Origin of the sequence: Streptomyces rapamycinicus NRRL 5491 (genome assembly GCF_024298965.1) — a bacterium.
Lineage (GTDB): Bacteria > Actinomycetota > Actinomycetes > Streptomycetales > Streptomycetaceae > Streptomyces > Streptomyces rapamycinicus.
The window spans coordinates 8584799-8601147 of record NZ_CP085193.1; the positions used below are offsets into that span (position 1 = coordinate 8584799).

Genomic DNA, 16349 nt, shown 5'->3' on the forward strand with positions numbered 1-16349 from the left:
CTTACCCGCTACGGGTGACCGGGATAGCCTTCCGCGCGATGGACACCACGCCGGAGCCGCCGCAGCCGCAATCGCAGCCGTCCGCACGCCCGCCGGAGGCCGAGCCCGGGCCCGAGCGGCCGGAGAGCCCTGAGCGCTCCGAGTCCTCTGAGGGCGCGGAGCGGCAGCCCGACCGGCCGGAGCATCCGCCGCGGCCCGACTACGACCCGCCGCCCGCGCACGCTCCGCGTGCCCCCTGGGGCGACGGGCTCCGCTTCGCGTTCGGCACGCTCACGGTGTTGCCCGTACGGGGCACGCGATGGGACCGGGAGGCGGCGCACACGGGGATGCTGTGCGCTCCGCTGGCCGGGCTGACCGTGGGGCTGTGCGCGGCCGCGGTGGGCGGGGTGCTGCTGTTCCTGGGCGGCGGCCCGCTGCTCGCGGCCGTGGCCACCGCCGCGATACCCGCCGTACTGACCCGCGGCCTCCACCTCGACGGGCTCGCCGACACCGCGGACGGGCTCGGCAGCGGCAAGCCCGCCGAGGACGCGCTGCGCGTGATGAAGCGGTCGGACATCGGGCCGTTCGGCGTGATCACGCTGCTGTTCGTCCTGCTCGGGCAGGTGGCGGCCCTGGCCGAGCTCTACGGGCAGGACTGGGCGCACGGCGCGGTCGGGGCGGCCGTGGCCGGTGTCGCCGCGCGCTGCGCCCTGACGCTCGCGGCCCGCGTGGGGGTTCCGGCGGCGCGCCCGGAGGGGCTGGGCGCGGCGGTCGCGGGCAGTGTGCCGTGGCGTTCCGCCGGTGTCGTGGCGGCGGTGACGGTGGTGGGCTGCGCGGTGGTGGCCGTCCCGTTCGGCCCGTACGCCGTCGTCCGTAACGCCTTCGCGGCCCTGGCCGCCCTGGCGGCCGCCGAACTCCTGCTGCACCACTGCCGCCGCCGGCTCGGCGGGGTGACCGGCGATGTCTTCGGCGCGCTGGCGGAAACGGCCGCCACCACCGCCCTGGTGGTCCTGACCTTCGGCTGATCGGCTGGTCGGCTGAGAGGTGTTCGGCGGGTCGTGGCGCCTGCGGCGGCCACGCGGCGGAGCCGCATATCGATGCTTCCCCCTCCCCGCCCCTTCCCGACACCTGACGATATGCGGCTCCGCCGCGCGGGGGGCTCCGCCCCAGACCCGGCTCCTCAATCGCCGGAGGGGCTGGAAGGCGGGGCTCCGCCTCAGACCCCGGGGCCGGGGGCGAAGCCCCTGCCACGCGGCGGGCACCCCGTAGGGCCGGCCCTTAGCCGTCGCGCTCCGGGAGTTCCGCGTGCAGGGCCGCGGCCGCCTGCACGAGCGGCAGGGCGAGCAGCGCGCCCGTGCCCTCGCCGATCGTGACGCCGTGGTCGAGCAGCGGGGTGAGGGCGATGCGGTCGAGGGCCTTCTCCTGGCCCGGTTCGCCGCTGGCCTGACCGGCCAGCCACCAGTCCGGGGCGCGGAACGCCACCCGCTGGGCGACCAGCGCGCAGGCAGCCGAGACGACGCCGTCGAGGATCACCGGAGTGTGACGTACGGCGCTCTGCAGCAGGAAGCCGGTGATCGCGGCGAGGTCGGCGCCGCCGACGGTGGCCAGCAGCTGGAGCTGATCGCCGAGCACGGGGCGGGCGCGGCGCAGCCCGTCGCGGATGGCGGCGCACTTGCGCATCCAGGCGAGGTCGTCGATGGCGGCCCCGCCGCGGCCGGTGACCACGGACGCGTCCGTACCGCACAGCGCGGCGATGAGCGTGGCCGCGGCGGTCGTGCCGCCGACGCTGAGGTCGCCGAGGACGAGGAGGTCCGTGCCGGAGTCCGCCTCCTCGTCGGCGATGGCCATCCCGGTGCGGAAGGCCCGCTCGGCCTCGTCCGGGGTGAGCGCGTCCTCGACGTCGATCCGGCCGGACCCGCGGCGTACGCGGTGGCGGGTGACGTCTTCGGGGAGGTCCTCGGGGTCGCAGTCCAGCGACATGTCGATGACGCGGACGGGCGTGCCGAGCCGGGCGGCGAGGATGGCGGCCGGGCTCTCGCCGTCGAGCACGGCGCGGACCAGACGGCGGGTGCTCCTGGCGGGGCGGGCGGAGACGCCGAGGTCGGAGACGCCGTGGTCGCCCGCGAAGAGGACGACGCGGGGCTGCTCGATGGGCTTGACCGGCACCCGCTGCTGAGCGGCGGCCAGCCACTCGCCCAATTCGTCCAGCCGCCCGAGCGCGCCCGGCGGCAACGCGAGCCGCTCGCGGCGCTCCTCGGCGTCACGCCGGATGCCCCCGTCGGGGCGCTCGATCAGGTCGACGAAGTCATCGAGATTGAGAGCACTCACCTGCCGAACCCTACCGGGCGCCCCGGGAACCGGTACGGCGTCCGCCCGTTGAGCCCTGCGCGGCCCCTGCGCGGCCCCTGCGCGGCCCCTGCGCGGCCCCTGCGCGGCCCCTGCGCGGCCCCTGCGCGGCCCCTGCGCGGCCCCTGCGCGGCCCCTGCGCGGGCAACGGGCCGGGGCACGGCCGGGGCACGGCCGGGGCACGGCCGGGGTCCGCGTCGGCCTACTCGGCTCGGCTGCCCGCGCCGCCGTCTCGCGCCTTCGGCGCAATTGAGCAGCGGGGGAGGGGGTGGGGGGCGAGGGCCGCGTCGCCGGGCGCCGGGCCGGTGGGTCGCGGGGACCGTAGCGGCTCGGGCCTACGGGGGCTGGGACCCTTGCCGGGCTGCGGGGCTGGCGGGGCTGCCGGACTGCCGGACTGCTGGGCTGCGGGGCTCCCGGGCTGCCGGGCGCTGGGCCGCCAGGTCGCCCGCCGCCGGGTCGCCGGGGGGCGGGGTATCCGCTGCGAAAACGTTTGACAAATTAGTTGCGCCAGATCAAGTGTTTTCGAGAGGGGTACCCGGAGGGGCCGCCCTGGGACCACCGGCCCGCAGTCCGGAGGGACCTCGGCCGCCGAAGCGGGAGGCCGCCACCGGCGCTCGCCTCCGCCGACCCGGCGCCCGGCGGCGGCGCCGCGCCCCCCACCCCCTGCCCCGCTGCTCAATTGCGCCGAAGGCGCGAGACGAAAGCCGCACCCAACCGAACCGAGCAACCCCGCACGCCCAGGCACGCCCCCGCACGCCCCCGCACACCCCCGCACGCCCAGGCACGCCAAGCGCCCAGGCGCGCCCAGCGTCCAGGCGCGCCCAGCGTCCAGGCGCGCCCAGCGTCCAGGCGCGCCCAGCGTCCAGGCCTCGCGATCAGCCGCGCAGCGGCAAGGGCTGACCCGCCACCACCAACAGCACCTGCTCGCACTCCTCGGCGAACGCCGCGTTCAGACGGCCCAGTTCGTCGCGGAAGCGGCGGCCGGAGGCGGTCGCGGGGACGATGCCCGCGCCGACCTCGTTGCTCACCGCGACGACCGTACGGGTCGTGGCGCGGACCGCCGTGACGAGGGCGGAGACCCGTTCGTGGAGGGCGCGTTCGCCGCCGTGTGCCCACTTCTCGTCGTCCCAGGCGCTCACGGAGTCCATCGCGTCGGTGAGCCACAGCGCCAGGCAGTCGATGAGCAGCGGTGGGCCGTCCTCGGCGAGCAACGGGGGCAGGTCGCAGCTCTCGGTGGTGCGCCAGGAGCCGGGGCGGCGGTCGCGGTGGGCGGCGACGCGGGCGGCCCACTCGGGGTCGCCCTCACGGGTGCCGCCCGTCGCGACGTACAGGACGTCGGGGAACGCGGCCAGCCGCCGTTCCGCCTCGAGGGACTTGCCGGACCGGGCGCCGCCCAGCACCAGCGTGCGGCGCGGCAGGTCCGGCACCGCGTGGTACTCGCCGACGATCAGCGTCTGCCCGTCCGGCACCGCCCGCGCGCCCACCGTGGCGAGGCGGCGGTGCAGCTCCCGGCCGGGCGGGGTGGTGTGGTCGAGATGGACGGCCAGGACATCGGTGGTGGCGCCCACGGCGCCCGAGGAGCGCAGGGCGGCCAGCGCGTCGGGGCGGCCCAGTACGTCGAGCAGCACCATGTCGTACGGCTCGGCCGGGTTCGGGAGTCCGGCGGCGGCCGCGCCCGGCGGGAGGTACAGCAGCCGGGTGCCGTCGGGCCCGGTGACCTCGTAGCCGGTACCGGGGGAGTCCAGCGCGACCGCCCGTACCCGGTGGCCGCTGATCAGGGACAGCGCGCGGCCGTCCGGCACCCGCCCCGGCGCCGGCAGCCCGGCCGGGAACTCGACGGCCGGACCCGCGTGCGGATGGGAGAGCAGCACCTGGCGGACGCCCACCAGCGAGTACCCGGCCCGCGCGGCGGCGAAGGCGGCCCCCGGGGTGAGATCGATCAGCAGCGCGCCGTCGATCAGCAGCGAGGTTGCGGCCCGTGCCTCCTCGCCGACGGCGGCGGCACAGGCGGCGCAGGGACAGCCGTGGCGCGGCAGCCCGTCGGGGGCCCCGGTGCCCAGAAGAGTGAGTTCCACGCCCCGATCGTCTCGCGTCCGTTCCCACGGGTCGCGCGGGGCCACCCCGTACGGAGTGATCAGTCACCTAGGCTGCGGGCAGACATCAGCTGTGGACCGGCGGGTATCACCCGTGGGTCGGCGGGATGGAGGAGGCTGGAATGGCGTGGACATGGCGGTTCGAGAAGTCCGACGGGGCGGAGACGAAGCCCGCGGTGCAGCCGGAGGAGTTCCCGACCCAGGGGGACGCGGAGTCGTGGATCGGCGAGGAGTGGCGGGAGCTCCTCGAGGGAGGCGCGGAGCAGGTGACGCTCTTCGAGGACGGTAAGAAGATCTACGGCCCGATGAGCCTGCGCGCCGAATAGGCAAAGGCCGAACAGGCAAAGGCCGAATAGGCAAAGGCCGAACAGGCAAAGCCGAACGGACAAGGCCGAACAGACAGAGCCGAACAGACAAAAGCGCGGGGTGGCGGTCCCGACCGTCACCCCACCCCGGCCCCGGATCAGCGGCCCCTGATCAGCCGCGCACCCCGCACAGGTGCAGCAGCGCCGCCACCGCCCGGTAGGGATCCGTGCGGCCGGCCCGCTCCTCGGCCGTCAGCAGCCGCTCCCACTCCGGGGAGCCCGGCGGCTCCGCGTCGTCCGGGGCGAGGTCGGTGAAGACCCGCACGCCGTACCAGGCGCGCAGCGGCGCGCCGATCGCGGTGAGGGTCTCGGTCAGCTCCTCGCGCCGGTCGGCGCGCACCGGCAGCCCGATCCGGTTGGTGTACGAGGGGGAGTCGAAGGCGGCCAGCGCGGTGTCGAAGTCCCCGGCCAGACCGGGCCGCATCGCCAGCGCGTCACCGTTGCGCACCAGCAGCGAGAGCAGACCGCCGGGGGCCAGCACCCGGGCCAGCCCGGCGAGCAGCGGATCCGGTTCGGGCACGTACATCAGCACGCCGTGGCACAGCACCACATCGAAGGTGCCCGGCAGGAAGTGTGCCCCGGTCTCCCGGCCGTCGCCCTCGAGCAGCCGCACACGTCTTCGGATGCCCTCGGGCTCGTCGGCGAGCGCGGTGCGGGCCGCCTCCAGCATGGTGGCGTCGGACTCCAGCCCGGTCACCTCATGGCCCGCGCGGGCCAGCCGCAGGGCCTGGGTGCCCTGGCCGACGCCCACGTCGAGGATCCGCAGCCGCTGCCCCACCGGGAAGCGCGCGGTGATCTGCTCATCGAGCTGATGGGCGACCAGCGCCTGCCGGACGGTGTTCCGCAGGCCCCCGAGGTGGCCCAGCCAGCCGGCCGCCCCGCCGGTGAAGCCGGAGGGTTGGCCGCTCAGGGCCGCTCTCCGCGCTTGACCTGCGGCTTGGGCAGCCGCAGTCGGCGCATCTGGAGGGTGCGCATCAGGGCGTACGCCACCGCGCCGCGCAGATTCTCGTCGGGGAAGCGCTTGCGCAGCTGCCGCTTGAGCTGGACGCCGAGGACGAGGGAGTTGACCACGATGAGGACGATGACCACCATCCACACCAGCAGCACATAGCTCTGCATGGCGCCGGCCCGGACCATGCTCAGGACCAGGATGACCACCGCGAGCGGCAGGAAGTACTCGGCGACGGAGAACCGCGAGTCCACGTAGTCACGGGCGAACCGCCGCACCGGACCCTTGTCACGGGCCGGCAGATACCGCTCGTCACCCCCGGCCAGCGCCTGGCGCTGCTTGGCCAGATCGGCGCGGCGGGCCTCGCGCGCACGCTTCGTGGCGTCCTTACGGTTGGCCGGCGTCTTCGCCAGGCTACGGCGCTGCGACTGGGCCTCGCTCCGCTTGGGAGTGGGGCGGCCCTTGGGCGCCTGCGGGTCACGGGTCTGCTGCGGCTGGTCCGCGGTCACCTTGGTGGTAGCGGCCTGCTCATCCTTGGAACGGCTTCGGAACACAAAGCCCAAGGGTACGGGTTGCGGGGTGTGCGCCCCAGCCTCTGGGGGAACGATCAGGCAACGGAGTCCCGCCCTAATCGGGACACAGGGGGCGCACTCCTCCTTGCGCCGGAGGCTCCGACCGTCTGATCGTCCCTGCGGAGGAGCGCGGGCGGGCTCGAACAGTGCGGTAATGGAAGCAGGCCCCGTAGGCTGGGTCTGTTGGAGTGCCGGAGTCACACGTCCGTCAGAAGGGGGCGCGCGAGGCCCATGAGCGGTGTCATGAAGCGTATGGGGATGATCTTCCGCGCGAAAGCCAACAAGGCCCTGGACCGGGCCGAGGACCCGCGCGAAACCCTTGACTACTCGTACCAGAAGCAGCTGGAGCTGCTCCAGAAGGTGCGCCGCGGTGTCGCCGACGTGGCGACCTCGCGCAAGCGCCTGGAGCTGCAGCTCAACCAGTTGCAGGGCCAGTCCACCAAGCTGGAGGACCAGGGCCGCAAGGCGCTCGCGCTCGGCCGGGAGGACCTGGCCCGCGAGGCGCTGTCCCGCCGCGCCGCGCTGCAGCAGCAGGTCACCGACCTGGAGACCCAGCACCAGACGCTCCAGGGCGAGGAGGAGAAGCTGACCCTGGCCGCCCAGCGGCTCCAGGCCAAGGTCGACGCCTTCCGTACGCGCAAGGAGACCATCAAGGCCACCTACACCGCGGCCCAGGCCCAGACCCGCATCGGCGAGGCGTTCTCCGGCATCTCCGAGGAGATGGGCGACGTCGGCATGGCGATCCAGCGTGCCGAGGACAAGACGGCGCAGCTCCAGGCGCGCGCGGGCGCGATCGACGAGCTGCTGGCCTCCGGCGCCCTGGACGACCAGTCCGGTATGGCCAAGGACGACATCGCGGCCGAGCTGGACCGGATCTCCGGCGGTACGGACGTGGAGCTGGAGCTTCAGCGGATGAAGGCCGAGCTGGCCGGCGGCAGCCCGCAGCAGGCGATCGAGGGCGGCAAGACGGACGAGTCCCAGCAGTCCCGGACCCAGCACAAGTTCGACAAGCAGTAGCCCGCGCCCCCGCCTGGGCGAGGTCTCCAAGGAGGTCGTCATGATCGTGCGGATCATGGGGGAGGGCCAGGTGCTGGTGGCCGAGAGCCATCTGCCCGGACTGAACAGGCTGGACGACGAGCTGCTCGCGGAGATCGAGGGCGGTGATCACGAGGGCTTCCGGAGGACCCTGGGCGCGCTGCTGGACGCGGTGCGCTCGGCCGGTGAGCCCCTGCCCGACGACGCGCTCCAGCCGTCCGAACTGATCCTCCCCGCCGCCGACGCGACCCTCGAGGAAGTCAAGGCCATGCTCAAGGACGACGGCCTCATTCCGGGCTAGTGCGGCGCGCTCCCGGATCCACACTCCAGCACAGGTCGTACCTCCCTTCACCGGCCGGGTACGGGCCGCCCGCGAAGCCGGGCGGCTCCCCGCGGCCCTTACCGTTGGATTCCGTGACTCCCCTCGCCGTCGGGCCGGGCCTGGCCCGTCCGCACCGCTGGCTGTGCGCCCACCCCCGTGCCCTGGACACCCTGGTGGCGCTGGGGGTCCTCGCGCTGATCCTGATCGGCGCGGTGGCCGGCCCGCGCATGCGCGACCAGTCGCTGGGCGCCTTCTTCGTGCTGCTGGCCGTCCTCGCGGCCGCCTCACTGGTGCTCCGCCGCGATCTGCCCCGCGGGGTGCTCGCCTTCAACGTCGCCCTCACCCTCACCGAGCTCGTCACCAATGACGTGGGCCCGCCGCGCACCTCGATCGTGTTCGGGGTCGTGGTGGCGCTCTACACCGTGGCGGCCCGCACCGACCGCCCCACCACCTGGCGGGTCGGCGCCGCCACGGCCGTGCTGCTCACCGGCGCCGGGATGCTCTTCGCGCTCAACCCCTGGTACTCACAGGAGAATTGGGGTCTGTTCGCGTGGACCGGGCTGGCCGCGGCCGCCGGCGACGCGGTGCGCAGCCGGCGCGCCTATGTGGCCGCCATCGAGGAGCGGGCGGTCCGCGCCGAGCGCACCCGCGAGGAGGAGGCGCGCCGCCGGGTCGCCGAGGAGCGGCTGCGGATCGCCCGTGAGCTGCACGATGTCGTGGCGCATCACATCGCGCTGGTCAACGTCCAGGCCGGGGTCGCCTCCCATGTCATGGACAACCGCCCGGACCAGGCCAAGGAGGCGCTCGCGCACGTACGGCAGGCGAGCCGCTCGGCGCTGGAGGAGCTGCGGGCCACGGTCGGCCTGCTGCGGCAGTACGGCGACCCGGCCGCCCCCACCGAACCGGCCCCCGGCCTCACCGTGCTGGACCAGCTCGTGGACGGCTTCGTACGGGCCGGGATGCGGGTCCGGGTCCGGGCGGAGCCACCGGAGGAGCTGGGTCCGCTGCCGGGCTCGGTGGACCTCACGGCCTACCGGGTGGTCCAGGAGGCGCTGACCAATGTGCACAAGCACGCCGGGCCCGGGGCCACGGCCGAGATCCGCATCGCCCGGGTCGCGGACGCGCTGGAGGTCACGGTCGAGGACGACGGGGCGGGGACGCGGACCGAGGGCCCCGAGGAGGCGCCGGACGGCGCGGACGGGTCCGGGCAACCCCGGGCGGACGGGACGGAGCCCGGCGGCGGACACGGCCTGCTGGGGATGCGCGAGCGGGTGACCGCGCTGCGCGGCAGCTGCGAGGCGGGAGCCCTGCCCGAGGGCGGTTTCCGGGTGCGGGTGAGACTTCCCCTGCAGCCGCGTAGGGGAGGGGACTCATGACGATCAGGGTGCTGCTGGCGGACGATCAGGCGCTGCTGCGCAGCGCGTTCCGCGTCCTGGTGGACTCCGAACCGGACATGGAGGTGGTGGGCGAGGCGTCCGACGGGGCGGAGGCGGTGGACATCGCCCGGGCCCGGGGCGCCGACGTCGTCCTGATGGACATCCGGATGCCCGGTACGGACGGGCTGGCCGCCACCCGCATGATCACCGAAGACCCGCAGCTCAAGGACGTCCGGGTGGTCATGCTGACGACCTTCGAGGTGGACGAGTACGTAGTGGACTCGCTGCGGGCGGGGGCCAGCGGCTTCCTCGGCAAGGGCGCCGAACCCGATGAACTGCTCGCGGCGATCCGTATCGCGGCGGCGGGCGAGGCGCTGCTGTCCCCGGCCGCGACCAAGGGGCTGATCGCCCGCTTCCTTGCCCAGGGCGACGGGAGCGGCGACCAGGGCGCCTATGACGCCTCACGGCTGGACGCCCTGACCGTGCGCGAGCGGGAGGTCCTGGTCCAGGTGGGCGGCGGGCTGTCCAACGACGAGATCGCCGCCCGGCTGGAGGTCAGCCCGCTCACGGTCAAGACGCATGTCAACCGCGCGATGGCCAAGCTGAGCGCCCGCGACCGCGCCCAGCTGGTGGTGATCGCCTACGAGACGGGGCTGGTCCGCGCGGGCGCGTAGGGCTGTCCGCCGGACCTTTCCCCTCCCCGCCCCTTCCCACAACTGGGGCTCCGCCCCAGCCCCCGAAGGGGCGCGGGGAACTGCGCGACCAGCCACGATGGTGCCGCAGATGATCGACGGCACTGGCCCCCGGGGTCTGGGGCGGAGCCCCCCACGCGGCGGAGCCGCATATCGTCAGGTGTCGGGAAGGGGCGGGTAGGGGACCAGCCCGCCGCAGGCGTCACGATCGTGCGCCCCGCCCCATCGCCGGACGACGCCGCCTATGGCAGCGCCAACATCCGCTCCAGCGCCAGCTTGGCGAAGTGCTCGGTCTCCTTGTCGACCTGGATGCGGTTGATCACCTTGCCGGCCACCAGCGACTCCAGCGCCCACACCAGATGCGGCAGGTCGATCCGGTTCATGGTCGAGCAGAAGCAGACCGTCTTGTCGAGGAAGACGATCTCCTTGTCCTGGTCGGCGAAACGATTGGCCAGGCGCCGTACGAGGTTCAGCTCGGTGCCGATCGCCCACTTCGAACCGGCGGGGGCGGCCTCCAGGGCCTTGATGATGTACTCGGTCGAGCCCACGTAGTCGGCCGCCGCCACGACCTCGTGCTTGCATTCGGGGTGCACCAGCACGTTCACACCCGGTATGCGCTCGCGCACATCGTTGACCGAGTCCAGTGAGAAGCGGCCGTGCACCGAGCAGTGGCCGCGCCAGAGGATCATCGTGGCGGCGCGCAGCTGCTCGGGGGTGAGCCCGCCGTTCGGCTTGTGCGGGTTGTAGACGACGCAGTCCTCCAGCGACATGCCCATGTCGCGGACCGCCGTATTGCGCCCCAGGTGCTGATCGGGCAGGAACAGCACCTTCTGGCCCTGCTGGAACGCCCACTCCAGCGCCCGCCGGGCATTGGAGGAGGTGCAGATGGTGCCGCCGTGGCGACCGGTGAACGCCTTGATGTCGGCGGAGGAGTTCATGTACGAGACGGGCACCGTCGCATCCGCCACACCGGCCTCGGTGAGCACCTCCCAGCACTCGGCGACCTGCTCGGCCGTGGCCATGTCGGCCATCGAGCAGCCGGCCGCCAGATCGGGGAGGACGACCTGCTGGGCGTCGCCTGTGAGGATGTCGGCGGACTCGGCCATGAAGTGCACACCGCAGAAGACGATGTACTCCGCGTCCGGCCGCGCGGCCGCGTCCCGGGCGAGCTTGAAGGAGTCTCCGGTGACATCAGCGAACTCGATGACCTCGTCGCGCTGGTAGTGGTGGCCGAGCACGAAGACCTTGTCCCCGAGCTTCTCCTTGGCCGCGCGGGCGCGTGCCACCAGATCCGGGTCGGAGGGCGCCGGGAGGTCTCCCGGACACTCCACGCCGCGCTCGCTCCGGGGGTCGGCCTCCCGGCCGAGAAGCAGCAGAGCGAGCGGGGTCGGCTGCACGTCGAGGGGCTGGGCGGTGGTCACGTCACGCACCCTTCTTTCTTCGCTGGGAACCCTAATCGTCAGAATGACGCTATCTATCATAGCCGCTTCACGTCACGTTGACGAGAGGCATTGTGTCTATGTGACGCATTCCAGTGTGTCCGCCCGTATGCGAGCATGAAGGGCAACAGGAGACAGGCGCTTGGGCCCGGAATGAATCCGGGACGCCGTTGGTTTGTGCCATCGGCAAGCAGTCCGTACGACCCGGGAGAGAAGCAGATGACCGTTCAGGACGAGACCACCGCGAGCGAGGGCATCATCCTGTCCGACGCCGCCGCGTCGAAGGTCAAGAGCCTGCTGGAGCAGGAGGGCCGCGACGACCTCGCGCTGCGCGTCGCCGTCCAGCCCGGCGGCTGCTCCGGCCTGCGCTACCAGCTCTTCTTCGACGAGCGCTCGCTCGACGGCGACGTCGTCAAGGACTTCGGCGGCGTGAAGGTCGTGACCGACCGCATGAGCGCCCCGTACCTGGGCGGTGCCTCGATCGACTTCGTCGACACCATCGAGAAGCAGGGCTTCACCATCGACAACCCGAACGCCACGGGCTCCTGCGCCTGCGGCGACTCCTTCAGCTGAGCCCCCGGGCGCGGCGGAGCAGACAGCGTGACGGAAGGGGGCGGGCCCAGTGGGCCCGCCCCCTTCCGGCTGTCCTGAGCTGTTCGCTCACTTCCGCAGCGGCACCGTCTCACCGGTGGACCCGTCCACGACCTTCCGGCCGTCCAGTGGCTCCTTCAGCGTCACCTTCCGCTCCAGCTGCTTGGCGATCAGGATGCAGGCCCGCCCCGGATGCTTCGGCTTGCTCTCGAGGTCCAGCGTCACCTTGTCGGAGGTCTCCTTCGCGGAGACCGAGTAGGTGTTGCAGACCCCGCCCCAGAAGCGCAGCGTCAGGGCCTTGCCGTCCACGCTGTACGAGGTGAGGTGATCCGGCTTGGAGGTGCCGTCCCCCTTGCCCGGCGAGGGGGAGTGGCCCGGCTCCTTCGCCTTCTTGATGAACTCCGGCTTCACCGCGGGGTAGGGGAGGGTGACCGCCACCCGGTTGGTCCCGGTCGGCTTGGTCTCGAAGATCCACGACGGCACCAGCGCCCGTCGGCCGTCCACCATGTGCGAGGCGAGGCCGAACGTCACCTTGCGCACGCTCACCTTGCCCGAGGGGCCGTCGCTCCTGCCCGACGTCGAGTTCAGCCGCTGCAGCGCCTGCTCCGCGCCGAGCACCGGATAGCTGTCGTCCTCCTTGGGCTTCGACAGTGTCCCGCTGCCGCCGACCAGCTGGCCGTCGGCGCCGACCTGCAGATTGGTGCCCCAGCCGTAGGTGGGCAGATCGCCCACCTTCGGGTCCGCGTTCACCATCCGCACGGCGCCGTAGAGGCCGCTCGCGTCCAGCTTGGCGTCCGACAGCCCGAGCGCCTTGAGCACCGGCTCGGCGGCGCTCTGGGCCTTCTCCTCGGAGACGGCCTTGTCGCGGCCCTCGGCGGCGCCGTTGTCACCGCGCTTGTCGCCGTCGCGGTAGGTGGGGCAGCTCTTGTCGGGCTTGTCCGCCCCGTCGCCCTTGTCGGTCCGGGTGCTCTGGGGCGCCTTCTTCCCGTCCGGGTGGACGCAGGAGGTGTCGCCCGGCGCCCCGTAACGGGAGTAGGACCAGCTGCCCGGCCCGGTCCGGCTCACCCGCAGCGTCGGGCCGCTCGCGTCCGGGGTGCCGCCCACCTTCCAGTACCCGTGGTCGGCGCGGGGGCTGCCGGAGACGTCCAGGGCCTTCGCCAGCCGTGCCACATCGGCCTTGGTGACCTTCGGGTCGGTCAGATAGACCGGGGCCTCGTCGGGCCCGTCCGGCAGCTTGCCCGTCACCACATAGCGGCCGCCGCGCGGGTCGGGCTCACCGGGCGCGATGCCCTCGTTCCCGCCCCGCTCTCCGCCCGGGGAGGCGTAGGCGTCCAATGCGAGGGGTTTCGGCGCTCCGTCCTCGCCCGACGCGCCCGGACCCCGGGTGCCGCCGTCCGCCGCGGTGGAGGCCCAGTAGGCGCCGCCACCACCGGCGACCAGCACCGCTGCCGCCACCGAAACGACGGCCAGCGGCGAACGCCGGCGTGCACGGGAAGTGTCGTCGTCGGGGGTCTGCGGGGTGTCGGTGTCCTCGGTGCTCACCGTTTCGCTCCTTCGGCTCCGCTCACGTTCTACGGTCCCATCCCTCGCGAGGAGATGCCGATGAGACGGAGCCGGGGCGCGGCCGGTTCCTTCAATCGCCGTAATCGGACATGCCGGCCAGCAGATCGGCCGAGGTGGCGGGCACTGTGATCCCCCGGATGCGGGAGGCGGCGACCGGGGAAACGGGCCTGGTGGGAGCGGCCGATACGGTGACCGTCCAGTGCGGCGCCATCCGCGCGCCGTCGCCGCGCAGCTCCTCCAGATATTCGGGCTCGATGGCCCCGGTGGCGGGAAACGCGGGGGTGAGGTGCTGGGGCATGATGCCTCCCGGTCCTTGTCTTTCGCCGACGCGTCCCCCGTGTCCACGCACCGTATTCAGCTGGTCTCGGCGAAAAAAGACCTACTATTGGGTAGTTTCTTCCGTTCGTATGGACCGGGCCGAACAGATAGCGTGAAGCGTCCGATCTCTCCGCCCCGCAGGAGCGACTCAGTGCGTATCGCCGTAACCGGCTCCATCGCCACCGACCATCTGATGTCCTTCCCCGGCCGTTTCGCCGATCAGCTGGTCGCCGATCAGCTGCATACGGTCTCACTCTCCTTCCTTGTCGACACCCTCGACGTCCGCCGCGGCGGAGTCGGCCCCAACATCTGTTTCGGCATGGGCGTGCTGGGTCTGCGCCCGATCCTGGTCGGCGCGGCCGGCGAGGACTTCGCCGACTACCGCGCCTGGCTGGACCGGCACGGTGTGGACACCGCGTCCGTCCATATCTCCGAGGTCCAGCACACCGCGCGGTTCGTCTGCACCACCGACGCCGACCACAACCAGATCGCGTCCTTCTACACCGGCGCCATGAGCGAGGCCCGCCAGATCGAGCTCCAGCCGGTCGCGGAGCGCGTCGGCGGCCTCGACCTGGTGCTGATCAGCGCGGACGACCCGGAAGCCATGGTCCGCCACACCGAGGAGTGCCGCTCGCGCGGCATCGCCTTCGCCGCCGACCCCTCCCAGCAGCTCGCCCGCATGGGCGGGGAGGACATCCGGCTGCTGATCGGCGGCGCGGAGTACCTCTTCACCAATGAGTACGAGGCCGCGCTGATCGAGACCAAGACCGGCTGGACCGCGGACCAGATCCTCGCCAAGGTCGGCACCCGCGTCACCACGCTCGGCGCGCAGGGCGTGCGGATCGACCGCGAGGGCGAGGAGCCCGTGGTCGTCGGCTGCCCGGAGGAGGAACAGAAGGCCGACCCGACCGGCGTCGGCGACGCCTTCCGCGCGGGCTTCCTCTCCGGCCTGTCCTGGAACCTCCCGCTGGAGCGGGCCGCCCAGGTGGGCTGCATGCTGGCGACGCTGGTGATCGAGACGGTCGGCACGCAGGAGTACGAGCTGCGCCGCGGCCACTTCATGGAGCGCTTCGCCAAGGCGTACGGCCATGACGCGGCGGGCGAGATCGCGGCCCACCTCCCCTGAACCCGCGGGACGCCCGGGGGGCCATTGCCCCCTGGGCGCCACCTTCCAGCCCCTCCGGCGTTTGAGGAGCGGGGTCTGGGGCGGAGCCCCAGCCCGCCGCAGGCGTCACAACCCGCCGGACAACGCCTACGCGCGGCGGCGCACCCGGTACGCCACGCCCCGCTCGGCCGGGCGCTCGCCCTCGTAGGTCTGGCCGCGCATCTCGCACCAGGCCGGGATGTCCAGCCGGGCCGCCTCGTCGTCGGCCAGGACCGTCACCACCCCGCCCACCGGCACCTCGCCGATCACCTTGGCCAGCTCGATCACCGGGATCGGGCACCGCTTGCCGAGCGAGTCGACCACCAGCTCGGGTTCGGGCTCGGGGGCCGGGCCGGCGGCGGCTTCGGCCGGTTTCGGCGCGCCCAGGCGCTCCCGTACGCCCGCCACCACCCCCGGCAGCGCCTCCAGGAACCGGTCCACGTCCGCCCCGGCCGTACCGCGTGGGAGCGAGACCCGCACATTGCCCTCGGACAGCACCCCCATGGCCCGCAGCACATGGCTCGGGGTCAGCGTGGAGGAGGTGCAGGAGGAGCCGGACGAGACCGAGAACTCCGCGCGGTCCAGCTCATGGAGGAGCGCCTCTCCGTCGACATAGAGACAGGAGAAGGTCACCAGATGCGGCAGCCGCCGCTCCGGGTCGCCGACCACCTCGACGTCCGGCACCAGCTCCGGCACCCGTGCCCGGATCCGCTCCACCAGCCCCCGCAGCCGCTCCGCCTCGGCGACGCCCTCCGCCCGGACGGCCCGCAGCGAGGCGGCCGCGGCGACGATGGCGGGGAGGTTCTCGAACCCGGGGGAGCGGCCCGACTCCCGCTCGTCGGCGGGCTGGACGGTACGGAAGCGCACCCCCTTGCGCACCGCGAGCAGCCCCACCCCCGCAGGGCCGCCCCATTTATGGGCACTTGCGGTCAGAAGCGACCAATTGCCCTCCGTGGGGCCCCAGCCGAGCGACTGCGCCGCGTCCACCAGCAGCGGTACGTCCGCCGCCGCGCACTCCTCGGCGGCCTCGGCCACCGGCTGAAGCGTGCCGACCTCATGGTTGGCGGACTGCAGACAGGCCAGCGCCACCCCGCCCGGGGCCTCCCGCAGGGCCGCCGCGTACGCACCCGGCGCGACCCGTCCCGTACGGTCCACCGGGACCTCGGTGACCGTGCCGCCGTCCGCCTCGTGCGCGGCCGCCGCGTGCAGCACCGAGGAGTGCTCCACGGCGGAGACGATCAGATGGTGACCGGCGCGACGCCGTCCCGCGAGCGCCCCCGCGATGCCGTCGTGCACCGCTCGGGTCCCCGAAGGGGTGAAGACGAGCTCGTCCGGGCGGCACCCCACGGCCTCGGCGGCCGCCTCCCGCGCGGCGTCCAGCAGCAGCCGGGCCCGCCGCCCCTCCCGGTAGAGGCGCGAGGGGTCGGCCCACCCCTCGTCGAGCGCGGCGAGGAGCGCCTGCCGGGCGACGGGGTGGAGAGGAGCGGATGAGGCCGCGTCGAAGTAGGGCACGTATGGAACGCTAGTCGCCACGACCGACGAACGGACGGGTACGGCCCCGTCTG

16 protein-coding genes are annotated in these 16349 nt (G+C 73.3%); 8 read left to right on the plus strand and 8 right to left on the minus strand.

Annotation, left to right across the window (positions count from 1 at the left end; all coding sequences use genetic code 11):
- Positions 1 to 38: 38 nt before the first annotated feature.
- Entirely contained in the window at positions 39 to 1004 is a 966-nt protein-coding gene (locus LIV37_RS36005) for an adenosylcobinamide-GDP ribazoletransferase (RefSeq protein ID WP_020871987.1), read from the plus strand.
- 253 nt (positions 1005 to 1257) lie between these two features.
- Here the strand turns inward: LIV37_RS36005 and cobT are convergent, their stop codons facing one another.
- Both cobT and LIV37_RS36015 read right to left on the minus strand, forming a co-directional pair.
- Positions 1258 to 2307 (minus strand): nicotinate-nucleotide--dimethylbenzimidazole phosphoribosyltransferase, encoded by a 1050-nt coding sequence (gene cobT / locus LIV37_RS36010; protein WP_020871988.1) that lies wholly within the window; start codon positions 2305 to 2307, stop codon positions 1258 to 1260.
- Positions 2308 to 3200: 893 nt separating this feature from the next.
- On the minus strand, positions 3201 to 4400 hold the full coding sequence (locus LIV37_RS36015) for a bifunctional adenosylcobinamide kinase/adenosylcobinamide-phosphate guanylyltransferase (RefSeq protein ID WP_020871989.1): 1200 nt from the start codon (positions 4398 to 4400) through the stop codon (positions 3201 to 3203).
- Positions 4401 to 4540: 140 nt separating this feature from the next.
- Between LIV37_RS36015 and LIV37_RS36020 the strand changes: the two genes are divergently transcribed.
- The gene (locus LIV37_RS36020) at positions 4541 to 4744 is read left to right on the plus strand and encodes a hypothetical protein (RefSeq protein WP_020871990.1); all 204 of its coding nucleotides are present in this window, start codon (positions 4541 to 4543) and stop codon (positions 4742 to 4744) included.
- 151 nt (positions 4745 to 4895) lie between these two features.
- Here LIV37_RS36020 and LIV37_RS36025 read toward each other — a convergent pair whose 3' ends face one another.
- Entirely contained in the window at positions 4896 to 5630 is a 735-nt protein-coding gene (locus tag LIV37_RS36025) for a class I SAM-dependent methyltransferase (RefSeq protein ID WP_121825067.1), read from the minus strand.
- Positions 5631 to 5689: 59 nt separating this feature from the next.
- Positions 5690 to 6286: a DUF3043 domain-containing protein gene (locus LIV37_RS36030; RefSeq protein WP_121825066.1), complete on the minus strand. Its 597-nt coding sequence runs from the start codon at positions 6284 to 6286 to the stop codon at positions 5690 to 5692.
- A 249-nt stretch (positions 6287 to 6535) separates the two neighbouring features.
- On the opposite strand from LIV37_RS36030, the gene LIV37_RS36035 reads away from it, so the two are divergent.
- From LIV37_RS36035 to LIV37_RS36050, 4 genes are all read left to right on the plus strand, one after another.
- Positions 6536 to 7321 (plus strand): PspA/IM30 family protein, encoded by a 786-nt coding sequence (locus tag LIV37_RS36035; protein ID WP_185058022.1) that lies wholly within the window; start codon positions 6536 to 6538, stop codon positions 7319 to 7321.
- 40 nt (positions 7322 to 7361) lie between these two features.
- A complete protein-coding gene (pspAA, locus tag LIV37_RS36040) occupies positions 7362 to 7640 on the plus strand; it encodes a PspA-associated protein PspAA (protein WP_020871994.1) in 279 nt (92 codons plus the stop codon).
- A 104-nt stretch (positions 7641 to 7744) separates the two neighbouring features.
- A complete protein-coding gene (locus LIV37_RS36045) occupies positions 7745 to 9037 on the plus strand; it encodes a sensor histidine kinase (RefSeq protein ID WP_121824100.1) in 1293 nt (430 codons plus the stop codon).
- Positions 9034 to 9711, plus strand: a complete 678-nt coding sequence (locus LIV37_RS36050) for a response regulator transcription factor (RefSeq protein ID WP_020871996.1) — start codon at positions 9034 to 9036, stop codon at positions 9709 to 9711. Before LIV37_RS36045 ends, LIV37_RS36050 begins: the two co-directional genes overlap by 4 nt.
- A 260-nt stretch (positions 9712 to 9971) precedes the next feature.
- Here LIV37_RS36050 and nadA read toward each other — a convergent pair whose 3' ends face one another.
- Positions 9972 to 11159 carry a quinolinate synthase NadA gene (gene nadA, locus LIV37_RS36055; protein ID WP_020871997.1) on the minus strand — a complete coding sequence of 396 codons (1188 nt, stop codon included), beginning with the start codon at positions 11157 to 11159 and terminating at the stop codon, positions 9972 to 9974.
- Positions 11160 to 11387: 228 nt separating this feature from the next.
- On the opposite strand from nadA, the gene LIV37_RS36060 reads away from it, so the two are divergent.
- A complete protein-coding gene (locus LIV37_RS36060; RefSeq protein ID WP_020871998.1) occupies positions 11388 to 11741 on the plus strand; it encodes a HesB/IscA family protein in 354 nt (117 codons plus the stop codon).
- 87 nt (positions 11742 to 11828) lie between these two features.
- Here the strand turns inward: LIV37_RS36060 and LIV37_RS36065 are convergent, their stop codons facing one another.
- Together LIV37_RS36065 and LIV37_RS36070 are read right to left on the minus strand one after the other, a co-directional pair.
- Positions 11829 to 13301, minus strand: a complete 1473-nt coding sequence (locus LIV37_RS36065) for a hypothetical protein (protein WP_020871999.1) — start codon at positions 13299 to 13301, stop codon at positions 11829 to 11831.
- A gap of 91 nt (positions 13302 to 13392) precedes the next feature.
- On the minus strand, positions 13393 to 13620 hold the full coding sequence (locus tag LIV37_RS36070; RefSeq protein ID WP_020872000.1) for a hypothetical protein: 228 nt from the start codon (positions 13618 to 13620) through the stop codon (positions 13393 to 13395).
- Positions 13621 to 13791: 171 nt separating this feature from the next.
- On the opposite strand from LIV37_RS36070, the gene LIV37_RS36075 reads away from it, so the two are divergent.
- Positions 13792 to 14766: a carbohydrate kinase family protein gene (locus tag LIV37_RS36075; protein ID WP_020872001.1), complete on the plus strand. Its 975-nt coding sequence runs from the start codon at positions 13792 to 13794 to the stop codon at positions 14764 to 14766.
- Between the two features lie 126 nt (positions 14767 to 14892).
- On the opposite strand, the gene LIV37_RS36080 is transcribed toward LIV37_RS36075, so the two are convergent.
- Positions 14893 to 16296, minus strand: coding sequence for a cysteine desulfurase/sulfurtransferase TusA family protein (locus LIV37_RS36080; protein ID WP_020872002.1), 1404 nt, complete (start codon positions 16294 to 16296; stop codon positions 14893 to 14895).
- Positions 16297 to 16349 lie beyond the last annotated feature (53 nt).

Excerpts from the sequence above, each read along its gene's own strand:
- LIV37_RS36020 (WP_020871990.1), top strand. The coding sequence starts at position 4,541 with ATGGCGTGGACATGGCGGTTCGAGAAGTCCGACGGGGCGGAGACGAAG.
- LIV37_RS36050 (WP_020871996.1), top strand. The coding sequence starts at position 9,034 with ATGACGATCAGGGTGCTGCTGGCGGACGATCAGGCGCTGCTGCGCAGC.
- LIV37_RS36035 (WP_185058022.1), top strand. The coding sequence starts at position 6,536 with ATGAGCGGTGTCATGAAGCGTATGGGGATGATCTTCCGCGCGAAAGCC.
- LIV37_RS36070 (WP_020872000.1), bottom strand. The coding sequence starts at position 13,620 with ATGCCCCAGCACCTCACCCCCGCGTTTCCCGCCACCGGGGCCATCGAG.
- pspAA (WP_020871994.1), top strand. The coding sequence starts at position 7,362 with ATGATCGTGCGGATCATGGGGGAGGGCCAGGTGCTGGTGGCCGAGAGC.
- LIV37_RS36005 (WP_020871987.1), top strand. The coding sequence starts at position 39 with ATGGACACCACGCCGGAGCCGCCGCAGCCGCAATCGCAGCCGTCCGCA.
- LIV37_RS36060 (WP_020871998.1), top strand. The coding sequence starts at position 11,388 with ATGACCGTTCAGGACGAGACCACCGCGAGCGAGGGCATCATCCTGTCC.